This is a genomic window from Rivihabitans pingtungensis (genome assembly GCF_003201855.1).
GTDB lineage: Bacteria > Pseudomonadota > Gammaproteobacteria > Burkholderiales > Aquaspirillaceae > Rivihabitans > Rivihabitans pingtungensis.
The window spans coordinates 18,162-33,350 of record NZ_QJKI01000012.1 but is presented as its reverse complement, the minus strand read 5'-3'; the positions used below and the strand labels follow the sequence as shown (position 1 = coordinate 33,350).

General features: G+C 63.3%; 16 protein-coding genes. 8 read left to right on the top strand and 8 right to left on the bottom strand.

Translation table 11 applies throughout. The features are described from left to right. Positions 1–4 precede the first annotated feature (4 nt). Positions 5–1,672, bottom strand: coding sequence for a phenylacetic acid degradation protein PaaN (gene paaN, locus DFR34_RS10035; protein WP_110391015.1), 1,668 nt, complete (start codon positions 1,670–1,672; stop codon positions 5–7). Between the two features lie 339 nt (positions 1,673–2,011). Between paaN and DFR34_RS10030 the strand changes: the two genes are divergently transcribed. From DFR34_RS10030 to paaX, 3 genes are all read left to right on the top strand, one after another. Continuing rightward, the gene (locus DFR34_RS10030; protein WP_110391014.1) at positions 2,012–3,040 is read left to right on the top strand and encodes a hypothetical protein; all 1,029 of its coding nucleotides are present in this window, start codon (positions 2,012–2,014) and stop codon (positions 3,038–3,040) included. Between the two features lie 72 nt (positions 3,041–3,112). Further along, complete coding sequence (locus tag DFR34_RS10025; protein ID WP_110391013.1) at positions 3,113–4,162, top strand: 2Fe-2S iron-sulfur cluster-binding protein; 1,050 nt, start codon at positions 3,113–3,115, stop codon at positions 4,160–4,162. Positions 4,163–4,583: 421 nt separating this feature from the next. Continuing rightward, on the top strand, positions 4,584–5,537 hold the full coding sequence (paaX, locus tag DFR34_RS10020; protein ID WP_211309365.1) for a phenylacetic acid degradation operon negative regulatory protein PaaX: 954 nt from the start codon (positions 4,584–4,586) through the stop codon (positions 5,535–5,537). Between the two features lie 16 nt (positions 5,538–5,553). Here paaX and DFR34_RS17130 read toward each other — a convergent pair whose 3' ends face one another. The 5 genes from DFR34_RS17130 to paaY form a co-directional block, all read right to left on the bottom strand. Next, positions 5,554–5,730: a hypothetical protein gene (locus DFR34_RS17130; RefSeq protein ID WP_158281791.1), complete on the bottom strand. Its 177-nt coding sequence runs from the start codon at positions 5,728–5,730 to the stop codon at positions 5,554–5,556. Then, a complete protein-coding gene (locus DFR34_RS10015) occupies positions 5,727–6,344 on the bottom strand; it encodes an ATPase (protein ID WP_211309364.1) in 618 nt (205 codons plus the stop codon). The genes DFR34_RS17130 and DFR34_RS10015 overlap by 4 nt, the downstream gene beginning before the upstream one ends. Further along, positions 6,295–7,353, bottom strand: coding sequence for a type II toxin-antitoxin system antitoxin DNA ADP-ribosyl glycohydrolase DarG (darG, locus tag DFR34_RS10010; RefSeq protein WP_110391012.1), 1,059 nt, complete (start codon positions 7,351–7,353; stop codon positions 6,295–6,297). Before darG ends, DFR34_RS10015 begins: the two co-directional genes overlap by 50 nt. Continuing rightward, entirely contained in the window at positions 7,350–7,997 is a 648-nt protein-coding gene (darT, locus tag DFR34_RS10005) for a type II toxin-antitoxin system toxin DNA ADP-ribosyl transferase DarT (protein ID WP_110391011.1), read from the bottom strand. Before darT ends, darG begins: the two co-directional genes overlap by 4 nt. A 200-nt stretch (positions 7,998–8,197) precedes the next feature. Next, positions 8,198–8,815 (bottom strand): phenylacetic acid degradation protein PaaY, encoded by a 618-nt coding sequence (gene paaY, locus DFR34_RS10000; RefSeq protein WP_110391010.1) that lies wholly within the window; start codon positions 8,813–8,815, stop codon positions 8,198–8,200. A gap of 80 nt (positions 8,816–8,895) precedes the next feature. Here paaY and DFR34_RS09995 point away from each other — a divergent pair, with 80 nt between their 5' ends. The 5 genes from DFR34_RS09995 to DFR34_RS17945 all read left to right on the top strand — a co-directional run bounded on the left by DFR34_RS09995 (position 8,896) and on the right by DFR34_RS17945 (position 13,960). Continuing rightward, entirely contained in the window at positions 8,896–9,687 is a 792-nt protein-coding gene (locus DFR34_RS09995; protein WP_110391009.1) for an IclR family transcriptional regulator, read from the top strand. A 329-nt stretch (positions 9,688–10,016) separates the two neighbouring features. Further along, positions 10,017–10,940, top strand: a complete 924-nt coding sequence (locus DFR34_RS09990; RefSeq protein WP_211309363.1) for a branched-chain amino acid ABC transporter permease — start codon at positions 10,017–10,019, stop codon at positions 10,938–10,940. Positions 10,941–10,942: 2 nt separating this feature from the next. Next, positions 10,943–11,878: a branched-chain amino acid ABC transporter permease gene (locus DFR34_RS09985; protein WP_110391007.1), complete on the top strand. Its 936-nt coding sequence runs from the start codon at positions 10,943–10,945 to the stop codon at positions 11,876–11,878. Between the two features lies 1 nt (position 11,879). Beyond that, positions 11,880–12,641, top strand: a complete 762-nt coding sequence (locus DFR34_RS09980; protein WP_110391006.1) for an ABC transporter ATP-binding protein — start codon at positions 11,880–11,882, stop codon at positions 12,639–12,641. A 14-nt stretch (positions 12,642–12,655) separates the two neighbouring features. Further along, entirely contained in the window at positions 12,656–13,960 is a 1,305-nt protein-coding gene (locus DFR34_RS17945) for an ATP-binding cassette domain-containing protein (protein ID WP_110391005.1), read from the top strand. 109 nt (positions 13,961–14,069) lie between these two features. On the opposite strand, the gene DFR34_RS09970 is transcribed toward DFR34_RS17945, so the two are convergent. Next, complete coding sequence (locus DFR34_RS09970) at positions 14,070–14,615, bottom strand: cytochrome b/b6 domain-containing protein (RefSeq protein WP_110391004.1); 546 nt, start codon at positions 14,613–14,615, stop codon at positions 14,070–14,072. 102 nt (positions 14,616–14,717) lie between these two features. Next, positions 14,718–14,975, bottom strand: a complete 258-nt coding sequence (locus DFR34_RS09965) for a PepSY domain-containing protein (RefSeq protein WP_110391003.1) — start codon at positions 14,973–14,975, stop codon at positions 14,718–14,720. Positions 14,976–15,189: the final 214 nt, after the last annotated feature.

Genomic DNA, 15,189 nt, shown 5'->3' with positions numbered 1-15,189 from the left:
TTCCTCAGACATGGCGACGGCGTTGCACAACGCAGAAGCGGTTGGCGACAAAGGCCGAATTGGCGTAGGCGGCGTTGGCCGCCGGGTTGCCGCCGGTGCCGTGGTAATCGGAGAACGCCGCCGACTGGTTGACGAACACGCCGCCAGTGAGGTTGATCGACAGCGCCACCTTGCCGCGCCAGGTGACGGCGGTGGCGGCGTCGATGATGTCTTCACGGGTGGAGTACACGCCGACGGTCAAGGCGCCATGCTGGCTGACCAGCCGTTCGCACAGCGCCAGCGAGGCGACGGTGTCGGCGGTTTTGACCACAAAGCTGATCGGGCCGAAGCGCTCTTCCATGTACAGCGCCTCGTCGGCGGCGTCGCAGGCCAGCAAGGCCGGCGTGCGCACCTGGGCGGCGGGGAATTCCGGGTTGTCCAGCGCGCTGGCGGCCAGCAGCACCTGGCCCAGCTCGCCGCGATTGGCTTGGTCGATGCGCGCCAGGGTGTCGGCCGACTGGATGGCGCCCAGCACGGCGTGGGCGACTTCCGGCTTGCCCAACAGGCGCTGCACGGCGCGGGCCAGGTCGGCGCAGACGTCATCAAAACGCTTGTGGCCTTCGTCGGTGTCGATGCCGCCCGCCGGCACCAGGATGGCCTGGCTGGTGGTGCACATCTGCCCGGAATACAGCGACAGGGTAAAGGCCAGATTGCCCAGCATGGCTTTGTATTGGTCGGTGGAGTCGATGACGATGTTGTTGACCCCGGCCAGCTCGGCGTACACCTGGGCTTGCGGGCAGTGTTGCAGCAGCCATTGGCCAAAGGCGTTGCCGCCAGTGAAATCCACCGAGCGCACCGCCGGATCGCGGGCCAGCGCCTGGGTGGCGGCGCGCGAGGGGCTGACGCACAGGCTGACCAGATTCGGGTCCAGCCCGTGTTCGGCCAGCACGGCGCGCAGGGTGCGCACGGTGATGGCGGCCGGCAGGATGGCCTGGTTGTGCGGTTTGATGATCACCGGGTTGCCGGTGGCCAGCGCGGCAAACAGGCCGGGGTAGGTGTTCCAGGTGGGGAAGGTGGCGCAGCCAATCACCAGCGCCACGCCACGGCCAACGATTTCAAAGTGTTTTTCCATCACCAGCGCCGGGTTCTTGCCCTGCGGTTTTTCCCAATGCGCGCGCGTCGGGATGAAGCTTTGCTCGCGCCAGGCGTAGGCCACCGCCTCCAGCCCGCGATCCTGGGCATGCGGCGCGCCGGCCTGAAACGCCATCATCCAGCCCTGGCCAGTGGTCATCATCACCGCGTGGGCCAGTTCAAAGCTTTGCGCATTCAGCCGCGCCAGCATTTCCAGACACACGCCAGTGCGCCCGGCGGCGCCCAGCGCCTGCCAGCCGGGCATGGCCGCCTGCGCGGCGGCAAGCAGCGCCTCGGGCGCGCACACCGGATAACTCACCTCCAGCGCCACGCCATACGGCGAGCGCTCGCCGCCCTGCCAGCCTGTCTGGCCCGGCTGCTCCAGGGCAAAGCGCTGGCCCAGATGCGCCTCGAACGCGCGCTTGCCGGCGTCGGCGGCGTGTTCGCCATACAGCTTGGGGCTGGGCATCTCGGCATAGGCCGACCAATAGCCACGGGTGGCGATGGCGTTCAGCGCGCCTTCCAGGGTGGCGCGATGCTGCTCAAACAGGGGGTGAGTCATCGGTTCAGTCTCCGCAAAGTGGGTGTGTTCGCGAAAAAGTTACGAACAAACTCGTTTTGTGTCAACTTTACGTATCATATTTTTTCTTGCTGCGCGTGCACATTTCACCATGTAAAAACGGATTTTGTTAATCGTAATCTGTTTTTTATCAATAATTTAATAGGCAATTTCCTGCTGTTTTTGCGCAACATACGCCAGTGTTGCGCCAACAGCCCACACACTCACCCCACACAAAGCGATACATTTTTTGTTGACATGTATTTTTTTACGTATCACTATTGCCGCCACAAGCAGACGGGACACTGCTTGCAGACCACCCACCACAGATGAGGAGACGCCATGTCCAGCCACAAGGAACGCTTTGCCGACAAGATGGAATTTCCGCCGGCCACCCCGCAGCCCAACGTCTATCCGCTGTCCTGGCACAGCAAGACCAAAAAATTGCAAGAAGTGTGGGAAGCCGCGCTGCGTGAGAACTGGGACCCGGAAAAACTCCCCTGGGACACCCTGGATGTGGACAGCTACAGCTGGGAAGAGCGCGAATCCATCGCCTACTGGTGGACGCTGTTGTCGGTGTTCGACGCCTCGGCGCCGCCGGTATTTGCCGAAGCGCTGATCAAAACCTACGAAGTTCACGAAGAAGACCCGGTGCGCAAGTGCTTCTTCTCGGTGACCCGCGACGAGCAAAACCACGAAATCATGTGCGGCCTGGCCATCACCAAGCTGCTGGGCCACCCGGACCCGCTGACCTACCAGCCCAAGACCGAGCTGGGCAAGCGTCTGCAAAAAAACGCCCAATGGCTGTATTTCAACGGCGGCCGCTACTGGAATGGCTATAAGCAAGCCGTGCCCAAGTACGACCTGGCCGTGCTGTTCAGCTCTTTCCTGATGGGCGAAATCGCTGCGGCGACCATCTTCAAGCAGATGTACGACAACTCGCGTGAAGCGGTTTTCAAGGAAGGCTTCAAGAACATCGGCCGCGACGAAGGCCGCCACATGGCCATCTGCATGGCGGTGATGGAGCGCGACTACCCCGGTCTGGATGAGTCCACCAAGGCGGTGGTCACCAAGCAGATCCGCGCCGGCTATCTGTTCCTGTCCGCCGTGCTGTTCGAGCCGCCGATGGAGTTCTGGGACCTGCCGGAAGACTTTATCGCCACCCAGCGCGAAGCCGAAGAAATCGCCCGCGCCGCCGGCTTTGGCATCCCCACGTATGAAATGAAGCTGGAAAACTGGCGCAACGCCATGATCAACCTGAAGAGTGTGCTGGACCGCTACAACATCCCGTTCCCGGCGATTCCGGAAGTCGGCATCACCGGTCAGGAAGTCAGCGACATCGACATGGAAGACATCATCCCGGTGTTCTGACCCCCAGCCAGCGTGCCCGCCCCGCTTCACCACGGGGCGGGCGGGGTTTCATTTTTGGAGAACGAGAGATTTATGCCGCGCATCATCCTGCAACCCTCGGGCAAATCGGTCGAGTGCGCCAGCGGCGACACCGTGCTGATGGCGCTTGAAAAAGCCGGCTACGCCCTGCCCAACAACTGCCGCGCCGGCGCCTGCGGCGAATGCAAGGTCAAGGTCAGCGCCGGCCATTTTGACCAGGGCATGGTGCTGGACATGGCGCTGTCGCAAGAAGAGCGCCGCCAGGGCTATGGCCTGATGTGCATGGCCAAGCCGATTTCTGATGAACTCACCATCGAATGGGGCACCGAAGACGCCAAGCCCAAGCTGTTTCCGCCGCGCGAGGATGCGCTGTTTGTGCTGGTGGACAAACGCCAGGTGGCCGAACGGGTGGTCGAGCTGCGCCTGCGCCCGGTGGGCCAGCCCATCCGCTACTGGCCCGGCCAGTATGTGATGCTGGGCAACCCGCGCGCCGACATCCCGCTGCGCGCCTATTCCATCGCCAACGCCCCGCGCCCGGATGGCGAACTGGTGCTGCAAGTGGCCCGCGCCGACGACGGCGTAACCAGCGCCTGGGTGCATGAACAATTAAATATCGGCGACAGCCTGAAAGTGTCTGGCGCCTACGGCACGTTTATTGGCGACCCCTCGGTCAACACCCCGGTGCTGTGCCTGGCCGCCGGCACCGGCCTGGCGCCGATCCTGGCGCTGACCGAAGCCGCCCTGCGCCGTGGCTATCGCGGCAAGGTGACCCTGGTGTTCTCCGCCCGCACCCTGGCCGATGTGTATAGCCTGGGCCTGCTGGCCTGGTGGCGCGCCAAACACCGCAATTTTGACTACCACATCACCCTTACCCGCGACCAGCAAGACGGCTGCCGCCACGGCCGCATCCCCGAGCTCTTGCCCAGCCTGTGCGCCGACTTGTCCAAACACACGGTGTTTATCGCCGGCAGCCCGGCCTTTGTCGAGGCCTGCCAGACCGCAGCCCGCAGCCAGGGCGCGCCGGCCGAACAGATTCACAGCGAGGGGTTTTTTGCCCAGCAACAACGCTTGCAACCCGACCCGCCACCCGTGGCGGTGTTTTGAGGGAGCGTGTGGGTGAGCTGGCCAACAGCGCTTTGCTGCGCCAAATGGTGGCAAGACTCCTGAAATCGTTGCGCTTAGCCGCCGTGTATCCCGTGTGGCGCGCCGAGCATCGCAGAAAACCGGGGGGCTTTCCGCCACGGCTAAGCGGCGGCGCAGCCGACGCGCCATTCCGTGGCGACCCCGGTTTTCGAGAAGCACAGGGCACCCGCAGGGCGCGGTGCCCGGGTCGCCTTTCTTTTCCCCTTTTTCTTTGGCGAGACAAAGAAAAAGGGGGCGGGTGCGAGGCGAAACCCCGCCCAAAATCCAGCCTTAGCAACGCTGAGCATCAGCGCAGCCCTGATTCACACTTCACCCCCAGCGCGCCACTGCGAGTAAACTCCCGCTTTGCCCGCCCACCCCAACCTTCCCAGATCGACCCGCAATGTCCGCCGAGCTTACCCCCATCCAGCAACGACTCGAAGATTTTCGCCAACAAGGCCGGGTGCAGGCCGGCTCGCTGATTGTTTCGGTATTTGGCGACGCCGTCATGCCGCGCGGCAGCCGCATCTGGCTGGGCAGCCTGATTCGCCTGCTGGAGCCGCTGGAGCTGAACGAACGCTTGATCCGCACCTCGGTGTTTCGCCTGACCAAAGAAGAATGGCTGTGCAGCGAGCCGGCTGGCCGGCGCACCGACTACCTGCTGGCCCCGGCCGGCCAGCGCCGCTTTGCCGAAGCCTCACGCCATATCTACGCCGCGCGCGCGCCACAATGGGACCGCCGCTGGCGGCTGATCATGCTGGTGGGCGAGCTGGCCGGCAAACCGCGCGAACAACTCAAGCGCGCGCTGTTCTGGCAGGGCTTTGGCATGCTGGGCAGCGATTGTTTTGTGCACCCCAGCGTAGACCTGACCAACGCCTTTGACGCGCTGATCGCCGACGGCCTGGGCGAGCTCCTGGGCCGGCTCAAGCCGCTGATCGCCGCCGACACCCCCTACGGCAGCGCCGCCAGCGACCTGGACATGGTGCACGCCGCCTGGAACCTCAACGACCTGGCCGCCATGTACGCCAGCTTTGTCCAGCGCTACCAGCCGGTGCTGGCGCAATTGCGCGCCGACAGCGAACATGCGCTGGACGAAGAAAGCGCCTTTCTGCTGCGCATCCTGCTGATTCACGACTACCGCCGCCTGCTGCTGCGCGACCCGGAACTGCCCGACGTGCTGCTGCCCGGCGACTGGCCCGGCCACCAGGCCCGGCAACTGTGCCGCGAAATCTACCACCGCCTGCTGCCTGCCTCCGAACGCCACCTGGACCGGCATTTTCAGCTGGCCAACGGCCAAACCCCGGAAGCCTCGCCGACGGTGTATGCGCGGTTTGGCGAGGTGGATCCGCTGGGGTAGGCGCGCACCGCCGTGCTTACTGCGTCGCCTTTGGCGCATCGCTGCCGGTTTGCACGGGCTGGCCGTTCTGCCAGATCACGGCGTATTGTCCGAGCTTCTGCTTTTTATCCAGGCTGTTGGCCACGGCGGTCTGCAAGGCTTTGAGCATGGCTTGCGCCTGGGGTGACGGTGGAACGGATGTGATGGTCATCATGCGGCCTCCTTCAACAAATGTTGGTAATACGGCATGTGCACGACATTGCGCACCTCGCCCTGCTGTTCAAACACCAGTTCTGGTGAGGCATCACTGTTCATGAAGCAGCGGCAGGCATCCACCTGTGTGCTGAAGCTGTTGAGCAAGTTGCCCAGGCTACGGGCAAAGCGACGTTCAATGTCGGCGACCGGGATAGAGTGGCCGCCATGCGCCACCCGCTCGGCGACGCGCAGTTTGGACATTTCCATGCTGGGCAGCGCCAGGTAAATCAGTTCAACCCGCCAGCCCGCCGTTTGCAGACGACGGACCAGCTTCAGATAACTGCGCCCGGCCAGTGTGGTTTCAAAGGCAAAGTCTTCACGCTTGGCGATGCAGGCTTCGATCTCGCCCAAAAACAAGCGGCTGGCGGCCAATAATTCGCGTTCGGGCGCCAGCGGCGACAAACCGGCGGCAATCAGATCCGCATTCACAAAGCGCGAGCACTGCGCCACCTGCGGCAGGTATTCCAGGGCGAAAGTGGTTTTGCCCGCGCGTTGGGGCCGGCGATGATCCAGCAGGTGGGCATCAGGCAAACCCCCGCAGGCGTTCCAGGGCAATGCCCAGCGCTCGGTCATCGAAGAGTCGCTCCTTACGGGCAGCGGCATCTGAGCCACCGCGCCAGTGGCGCAGCCCCTCACGCAGGGCGGGCACCGTGGGCGCCACGCCTTCACGGGCCAGCAGCCAGTCCACCGTGGCCAACAGCTCCATGCCAAACGGCGACTCAAAGCCGTCAATCAGCGCCGTGGTGGATTCCAGCGCGTGGGCGTAGGCCTTGGCTTCACTCTGAAGATAGCGATGAACAAGGTCTTTGCGTGCATCGTCAAACCAGATCACCTCCAGGGGAGTCGCATCGCTGATGCGCTTGTCAGAATGCAAATAGCTGCCGTCCAGCCCTTCCAGCAAGTGGCGCAGGCGATCTGCGTATGGGCCGTATTTGTGGGCGTTAAAACGCAAATCCAGCGACGTTAATCCGCGCTTTTCGATTTCACGCTCCAGAAACCAGGCAAGCTTCTGGATTTCCAGCAAGCTGCACTCCATACCCAGCACCCAGTAACGGCGCACCAACTCAGCAATCAATGCACGGGCTGGCGTCAGCTTTTCCACCCCTGTCCGCTTGGCCACGTTTTGATATTGACTGGTGGGTTCAAACACCAAAATCTCAATGTCCAAATCGCCCAGCGTCTGGGTGATCTGTTCGCGCACCTTAGCCCACTCCAGGCCGCCATTGCCTGCGCCCAAGGGCGGAATAGCGACAGACTGGATGTGCTGCTCAAGCAAAAAGCGCCGCAAATCCTGCAAACCTTCCTGCACCCACTCCAGCCGTGAAGGTGAACGCCAGTGCTGCTTGGTGGGAAAATTGACGATCCAGCGCGGGCCATCCAGTTCGTGTACAGGCGTCACAAACATCTTGCCGGTCTGCACTTCCCTGGCTTTGCACGCGGCAGCGTAACGGCGGAAGTTCTCGGCAAAGCGCTCCTTGAACATCAGCGCGATGCCCTTGCCCATCACCCCGACGGTGTTGACCGTGTTGACCAGCGCCTCGGCGCGGGCCTCCAGCAAATTGCCTTGAGTGAATGTGATCATGAGAAATACCACCCTGTGCGAACATGCACTGGCAGGCTCAGATGGCGCGCCAGAATCTCCTGTTCAATATCCTGTTTCAATGCTTCCGTGTAGCAGACAATGCCCAGCAGCCCGGTAATCGGCACATGGCGGTGAATCAACGCCTCGGCTTGATAACGTTCGAACTTGGCCGGGTCTTCCGCGTCTCGCTTGAAATCCCGCCGTTGCAGCAAAGCCCAGTCGATCTTGTCAAGATCGTTCAAGTCCGCATAGTAATTCGCCCACTGATAGTAAGCATGGCTGTCGGTGAACAAAAATGGCTGACCTTGCTGGGCAAGGTGGCGCAGGCTGGACACCAGAATCACGATCTCATCATTGGGTCGCTTCTGCACGCCGCCCCAGCCAGTGTGGATATTGCGCAGCATCGGCGAAAAGGGCGTGAAGTAAAACGGCACATAGTCGTTCAAAAAGCCGCCGGGCGGCAGCGACACCGGATGCTGGGCGCGCTTGTCGATCAGCTCCGGGTTGCCGATGCTCACCCAGCCAGGGGCTTTGACGGCGCTGTTGCCGCAGTGCAAGCCGTGATCCAGAACCCACGGCAGATTGTCGCGGTGGATGATGCGCCAAATCAAGGCTTTGTCTGGGTTCAGGCTGGTGTAGAGCATCCGCAAAACCTCTTTGAAGTGACATAAGCGCGCGGCAAGCCATCCGCGCTGGTCCTGATCCGCAAAGCCGAGCGGGATCATGTCGCGCGCCAATTTTGCCAAGGGTGAGCGGCTGTGCGTGAGGTCAGTGTCCGGTGAGATGCGCGATCAAAAAAAGCGCTGTATTGTAATTGCAGCCACAAGCCCAAGAAACCGAAATCTCACCCGCCCTTCTTCACCTTCAGCGGTGCCACCCCCGGCAAATCAAGCTGAATGCGTGGCCGGTTGGCTTCCATTTCACGCAGTGGCGCCGTAGCGGTCAGGCTGGCCAGGCTGCGGCGCGCCAGGTCGTGGTAGCAGGCGGTGCCGTCGCGCTTCCATTGCCGCTCCAGCTCGCTGAGCGGGCGCACCACCTTGGCGGGCACGCCGGCGGCCAGCATGCCGGGCGGGATCTCCATGCCGGCCTTGACGAAGGCCGAGGCGGCGACAATCGCCGATTCGCCCACCACCGCTTCGTCCATCACCACGGCGTTCATGCCCACCAGCGCGTTGCGGCCGATGCGGCAGCCGTGCAGCACCGCGCCATGGCCGATGTGGCCGTCTTCTTCGATCACCGTGTCCGCCCCCGGAAAACCATGCAGCACGCAGGTGTCCTGCACATTGGCGCCGTCGTGCAGGATCAGCCGGCCAAAGTCGCCGCGCAGGCAGGCGCAGGGACCGATATAGCAGCGCGCGCCGATGATGACATCGCCAATCAGCACGGCGGAGGGGTGGACGTAGGCGTCCGGGTGGACCACCGGGGTCAGTCCGTCGATGGCGTAAACCGTGAGTTCTGACATTGCTCGCGCTCCTGTCGCATGATTTAATTCTGTATTACAAAATTGGTTTCTTATTACAGAATACCGCAGGGAGCACAGGGATGCATGACGATCTGGAAGGCAAACATGGCGTGCAGTCGCTGGAGGTGGGCATGAGCCTGCTCAAGGCGATGGTGACCGGGCAGCAGGCAATGATGCTCAAGGACATCGCCGCTGCGGCCGACATGCCGGCGTCCAAGGCGCACCGTTATCTGGTCAGCCTGATTCGCAGCGGGCTGGTCGAGCAAGACCCGTTATCGTCGCGCTACACGCTGGGGCCGTTTGCGCTCAATCTGGGCCTGGTGGCGCTGGGCCGGCTGGACCGGGTGCGGCTGGGGCTGAGCGCGATTGCCGATTTGCGCGACGCCATCAACGAAACCACGGCGCTGGCGGTGTGGGGCGGCCAGGGGCCGGTGATTGTGCGCTGGGAGCGCCCGCGCCGGCCGATCACCGTCAATGTCATCACCGGGGCCACGCTCAGCCTGCTGGCCTCGGCCGCCGGCCGGGTGTTTGCCGCCTGGCTGCCGCCGGCGCAGATCGAGCCCTTGGTGCAGGCCGAGCTGGACAGCGGCAAGTGCCGCGCCAATGTGCAGACGCTGGACGAGGCGCGCGCCGTGCTGGCCGAGGTGCGCGCGCGCGGGCTGGCGGCGATTTCCGGGCATTACATGGTGCGCGGCGTCGAGGCCATGGCGGCGCCGGTGTTCAACTTCAAGCAGGACATCACCCTCGGGCTGGTGGTGGTCGGCGTGGAAGGCAGCCTGGACATGCGCGAAGACGGCCCCACGGTGACCGCGCTGCGCGAGGCGGCGCACGCCTTGTCGTTGCGGCTGGGCTATGCGCCGCCGGCCGCTTGAGCGCCTTGCGCCGATCTGCGCCACCGCCCGCCAGGGCGGTTTTTTTTGCGCCGTCATCCGCTGTGTACCACAAAAAAAGATACATAAAAATTTGCTTGTAGGCAAGTTTGCGTATCGCTTTTTGCTTTGATGGCGCTGCACACACAAGCAAAAGCCCATGAAAATTTTGCCATCCCTCCCTGTTTTGTCGGTGTAAGTGATACATAAATCTCGATTGACAGAATTTATTGTGTCATTTCTAATGTGCGTAACGAATTACACAATACAGAATCTTCGCGCCACCCGGACGCGCAGAACCGTTGCCCACCTGACCCAAACCATGAGGAGACATGGATGACCCCCACTGCATTGGCCGCCTGGCCGGCAGGAGGTGCGTGATGCTGGCGCAATTCCTGCAATTTTTGTTTTCCGGCGTCACCGTCGGCGCCACCTACGCGCTGGCGGCGCTGGGCTTTACCCTGATTTACAACGCCAGCCATGTGATCAACTTCGCCCAGGGCGAATTCATCATGCTGGGCGGCATGCTGGCGGTGTTTTTCACCCAGGCCGGCCTGCCCTTGCCGGTGGCCTTGTTGCTGGCGGTGCTGTTGCCGGCGCTGGTGGGGGTGTTGGTGGAAAAACTGGCCATCGAGCCGGTGAAGGGCGCGCCCACCGTGTCGCTGATCATCATCACCATTGGCGCCTCGCTGGTGATTCGCGGGCTGACCCAAGTCTGGCTGGGCAAGGGCACGCACAGCCTGCCGGCGTTTTCTGGCGATGCGCCGCTGGCGCTGCTGGGCGCCACCTTGCTGCCGCAAAGCCTGTGGGTGCTGGGGGTGACGGCCTTGGTGGTGGCGGCGCTGTGGGGGTTTTTTAATCACACTCTGCTGGGCAAGGCCATGCTGGCCACTTCGTTCAACAGCCTGGCCGCCCAATTGGTGGGCGTACACACCGGGCGGGTGCTGTTTTTGAGCTTTGCCATGTCTGGCGCCTTGGGTGCGCTGGGCGGCGTGCTGGTGACGCCGATTACTCTCACCTCTTACGACGTGGGCATCATGCTCGGCCTGAAGGGCTTTGTCGCCGCCGTGGTGGGCGGGCTGGGCAATGGCCTGGGCGCGGTGCTGGGCGGGCTGTTGGTGGGGGTGCTGGAGGCGCTGGGCGCCGGCTATGTGTCGTCGGCTTACAAAGACGCCATCCCGTTTGCGCTGATCTTGCTGATGCTGTTCTTCATGCCGCAGGGCCTGTTGGGCGCGCGCAATACCGAGCGGGTGTGACCATGACGACTTCCCGTTATCTTCCCCTGGGCGCGCTGGCGGCAGGCTTGCTGGTGTTGCCGTGGCTGCTGCCCAACAGCTTTTATCTGGACTTGGCCATCCGCATGGCGATCAACGCCATCATCGTGCTGGGGCTGAATCTGCTGATTGGCTTTGCCGGGCAAATCAGCCTGGGCCATGCTGGTTTTCTGGGTCTGGGCGCCTATGCCTCGGCGGTGCTGCCCACCCACTTTGGCTGGCCGCCGCTGGCCGCCATGCTGGCCGGCATGGCGCTGACCGGCGTGCTGGCGGCGCTGGTGGCGCGGCCGATTTTTCGCCTGAAGGGCCACTATCTGGCCATGGCCACGCTGGGGCTGGGCATCATCCTCAATATCGTGGTGCGCAATGAGGCACAGTGGACGGGCGGGCCAGACGGCATGCCGGTGTTGCCATTCGAGGTGGCCGGCCTGACGCTCAGCCGCGACTGGCATTGGTGGTGGCTGGTGTCGGCCTTGCTGCTGCTGAGCGTGTGGATGGCGCAAAACCTGATGGATTCGCCGTTTGGCCGCGCCCTGCGCGCCTTGCACGGCTCAGAAGTCGCCTCGCGCGGCGTGGGCGTGGATGTGGCCGGCTACAAGGTGGCGATTTTTGTGCTGTCGGCGATGTTCGCCAGCCTGATGGGCAGCATCACCGCGCATTACGTCGGCTTTGTCACCCCGAATGTGGCGGATTTTTTCCACTCGATCGAGCTGGTCACCATGGTGGTGATTGGCGGCATGGCCTCGGTGTATGGCTCGCTGCTGGGCGCCGTGTTGCTGACCGCGCTGCCGCAGCTGCTGGCCACCTTTGAAGGCTGGGAGACGGTGGTGTTTGGCGCCATCCTGATGCTGTGCATGATCTTTTTGCCCAAGGGGCTGGCCCCCACCCTGGCGGCGCGCTTTGGCAAGGGAGGGCAATGACATGGCCTTGCTTGAAGTCAGTGAATTGTCCATCCAGTTTGGCGGCGTCAAGGCGGTGCAGGCGGTCAGCTTCAGCATCGACGCCGGCATGATTTACGCGGTGATCGGCCCCAATGGCGCTGGCAAGACCACGCTGTTCAACCTGATTACCGGCGTGTACGCCCCCACCGCCGGCAGCATCCGCCTGGACGGCCAGCCGGTGCACGGCCTGACGCCCGACCGGCTGGCGCAGCGCGGCGTGGCGCGCACCTTTCAGAACCTGCAAGTGTGCATGAATATGCTGGCCATCGAAAACGTGATGGTGGGCGCCCACCTGCGGCTGGACCGCAGCCTGTTCAAGGCCGCGCTGCGCTGGCCCGCCCTGCGCCGCGCCGACGCGGCCTTGCGCGACGAGGCCGCCGAGCTGATGCGCTTTGTTGGCCTGGCGCAGTACCTGACCGCCCGTGCCGACAGCATGCCTTATGGCGCGCTCAAGCGGCTGGAAATCGCCCGCGCGCTGGCCATGCGCCCCCGGCTGCTGTTTCTGGACGAACCGGCCGCCGGCCTTAACCCCAAAGAAACCCAGGAAGTGGACGCGCTGGTGCGGCGCATTGCCGACGCCGGCGTCACCGTGGTGCTGGTCGAACACGACATGAAAATGGTGATGAACTTGTCCGAACGGATTCTGGTGCTGGATTACGGCAAGAAGCTGGCCGAGGGCAACCGGGATGAAATCCGCCGCAACCCGGACGTGATTGCCGCCTACCTTGGCGCCCACGCCTGAGCTGGAGACCCCTCATGCATTCTGCTTTGCACATCATCCAGGACGAACACCGCAATCTGTGGCGCATCGCCATCACCCTGGACCGTCTGGGCGAGGACATCGCCGGCGGCGGCGCGCTGGAGCCGGCGTTTTTGCTGGCGCTGTTTGACTATCTGGAACACTTTGTTGACGCCGCTCACCACCGCAAGGAAGACGAGCATCTGTTTGCCTGTCTGCGCCAGCGCGACGCCAGCGCCATCCCGCTGCTGGACGCGCTCCAGGCCGAACACCGCGAGGCCCCGGCGCGGGTGCTGGCGCTGCGCCAGCAACTGGCCGATTGCCTGCACGGCCAAGGCCAGGCCAGCGCGCTGGCGCAGGGGCTGCGCGGCTACGCCGACGGCCTGAAGTCGCATATCCGCCGCGAAGAGCAGCAGGTGTTTCCGCTGGCGGAACAGGCCCTGAGCGCCGCCGACTGGGACGCCATCCAGCAGGCGTTTTCCAGCCACCAAGACCCGCTGTTTGGCGACGCCGCCAGCGCCGAAAGCCGCGAGCTGTTTCACCGCGTGGCCAGCCTGGCGCCAGAATCGGTTGGCCTGGGCGGCCACAGCGGCGGCGAGTTGGCCAGCCATCAGGACTGGCTGCTGGAAGTCGACGCGCTGGACAGCAGCTATGGGCGGATTCAGGCGCTCAGCAGCATTTCGCTGAAAGTGCGCCGGGGCGAAACCGTGGCCCTGGTCGGCGCCAACGGCGCCGGCAAAACCACCCTGCTGCGCGCGCTGTCCGGCGTGCAGCCGGCGCGCGCCGGGCAGTTGCGCTTTGCCGGCGAAGACATCCGCCGCCTGCGCGCCGACCTGCGCGTGCGCCGTGGCATCTGCCAGTCGCCAGAAGGCCGCCAGGTGTTTGGCCCACTGTCCATCGAAGACAATCTGCGCCTGGGCGGCTACACCCAGCCTCGGGCGCAGGCCGACAGCGATCTGGAGCAGGTGTACGCCATGTTCCCGGTGCTCAAGGAAAAACGCCGCCTGCCGGCCGGCACGCTGTCGGGCGGCCAGCAGCAAATGCTGGCCATCGGCCGCGCACTGATGGGCCGCCCCAAGCTTTTGCTGCTGGACGAACCCTCAATGGGCCTGGCGCCGCTGTTGGTGGAAGAAGTCTTCAATGTGGTGAAAACCCTGAAAGCCCAGGGCATGACGCTGATTCTGGCCGAGCAGAATGCGTTTTCTGCGCTGGCGCTGGCCGATCGGGGCTATGTGCTGGAAACCGGCCGCATCACCCTGAGCGGCGGCGGGCGCGAACTGATCGACAACGAACAGGTGCGCGCGGCGTATCTGGGCATGTGAGCGCCACAAAAAAACCGCGCGGTCAGCCCTGACCGCGCGGCAAACTGGCCATGGTCTGCCATGCTCTCTCCTCGACCCTGGCCATTACCCCGTGTATTTGCGGCCGCGTTCAGCCCGGCGAGCGTTTGTAGCCGGTGATCATCGCCCGGATCAAGGGCTGACGCAGCTTGCGCCCCATCAGCAGCGCCGCCAGCACATGCACCGCCACCAAACCTTGCAAGCCTACCGCCAATGCTTCGTGCAGCTCTTCCACCCACTCCACGCCAAAATAGGCGTCAGTGCCCATCAGCCAGCCGCTGACCGCCAGACCAAGAATCACGCTCAGCAGGGTGAGAATCATCAAGCCCGCCAGCGGGTTATGGCCCAGATGGTGTTCTGCCTCGCCCCGGCGCATGGCGCACAGATGGGCGCGCAGACGCGCCGGGGTGGGAAACCAATCGGCAAAGCGCGCATGCCGGCTGCCGACAAAACCCCACAACACCCGCGCCAGCACCGCGCCGGCAGCGATATAACCCAGCCAGCGATGGGCGACATCGCCTTCTTCCAGCACAAACAGATTCAGCGCCACGATGGCGACCAGACTCCAGTGAAACAGGCGGATGAATCCATCCCAGACTTTCACCGGCTGACCGGCGGCGGGCAATTCAGCAGACATGGCAAGCTCCTTGTGACAAAAAATTGCGCCGCCAGGGTCAAGATCCGGCGGCGCAACAAGCGGGCGGGCGCGGGCAGATGCAAACCGCCCGGACATGCTCACTTACTTGGTTTTCACCAGCTTGCCGTCCACCGGATTGAAATAGGCCTCAACCTTTTTGCCATCCTTGTCCAGGCCCTTCACTTCGTAGCAGTTGTCTTCCACATCCAGCTTTTTGATGGTGTAGCCCATGCCCTTGACCTGGGCGGTGATCTGCTCCTTGCTCATCCAGCTGCTCTTGGGCGCGTCGGTGCAGGATTGGCCGGCAAAGGCGGACAGGGAAGCGATGGACAGAACGGCGGCGAGTGCGATGCGTTGCATGGAAATCTCCTGAAGTCAGTGACAAGGCCGTGTCAATCACGGCATGGGAGACAGTATGCAAGGGCAGACTTAAGCGGAACTTAGATTGATTGATCATTGTGGCTGGCGCTGTCTGAAGGCAGGCAAAGCTTGGCCATGTGGCGCCGGATATCCGGCGTGAGCGACTCGGTATGTTAAACGGGTTATTATCAGCACATTCTGAAGTGAGAAAAAA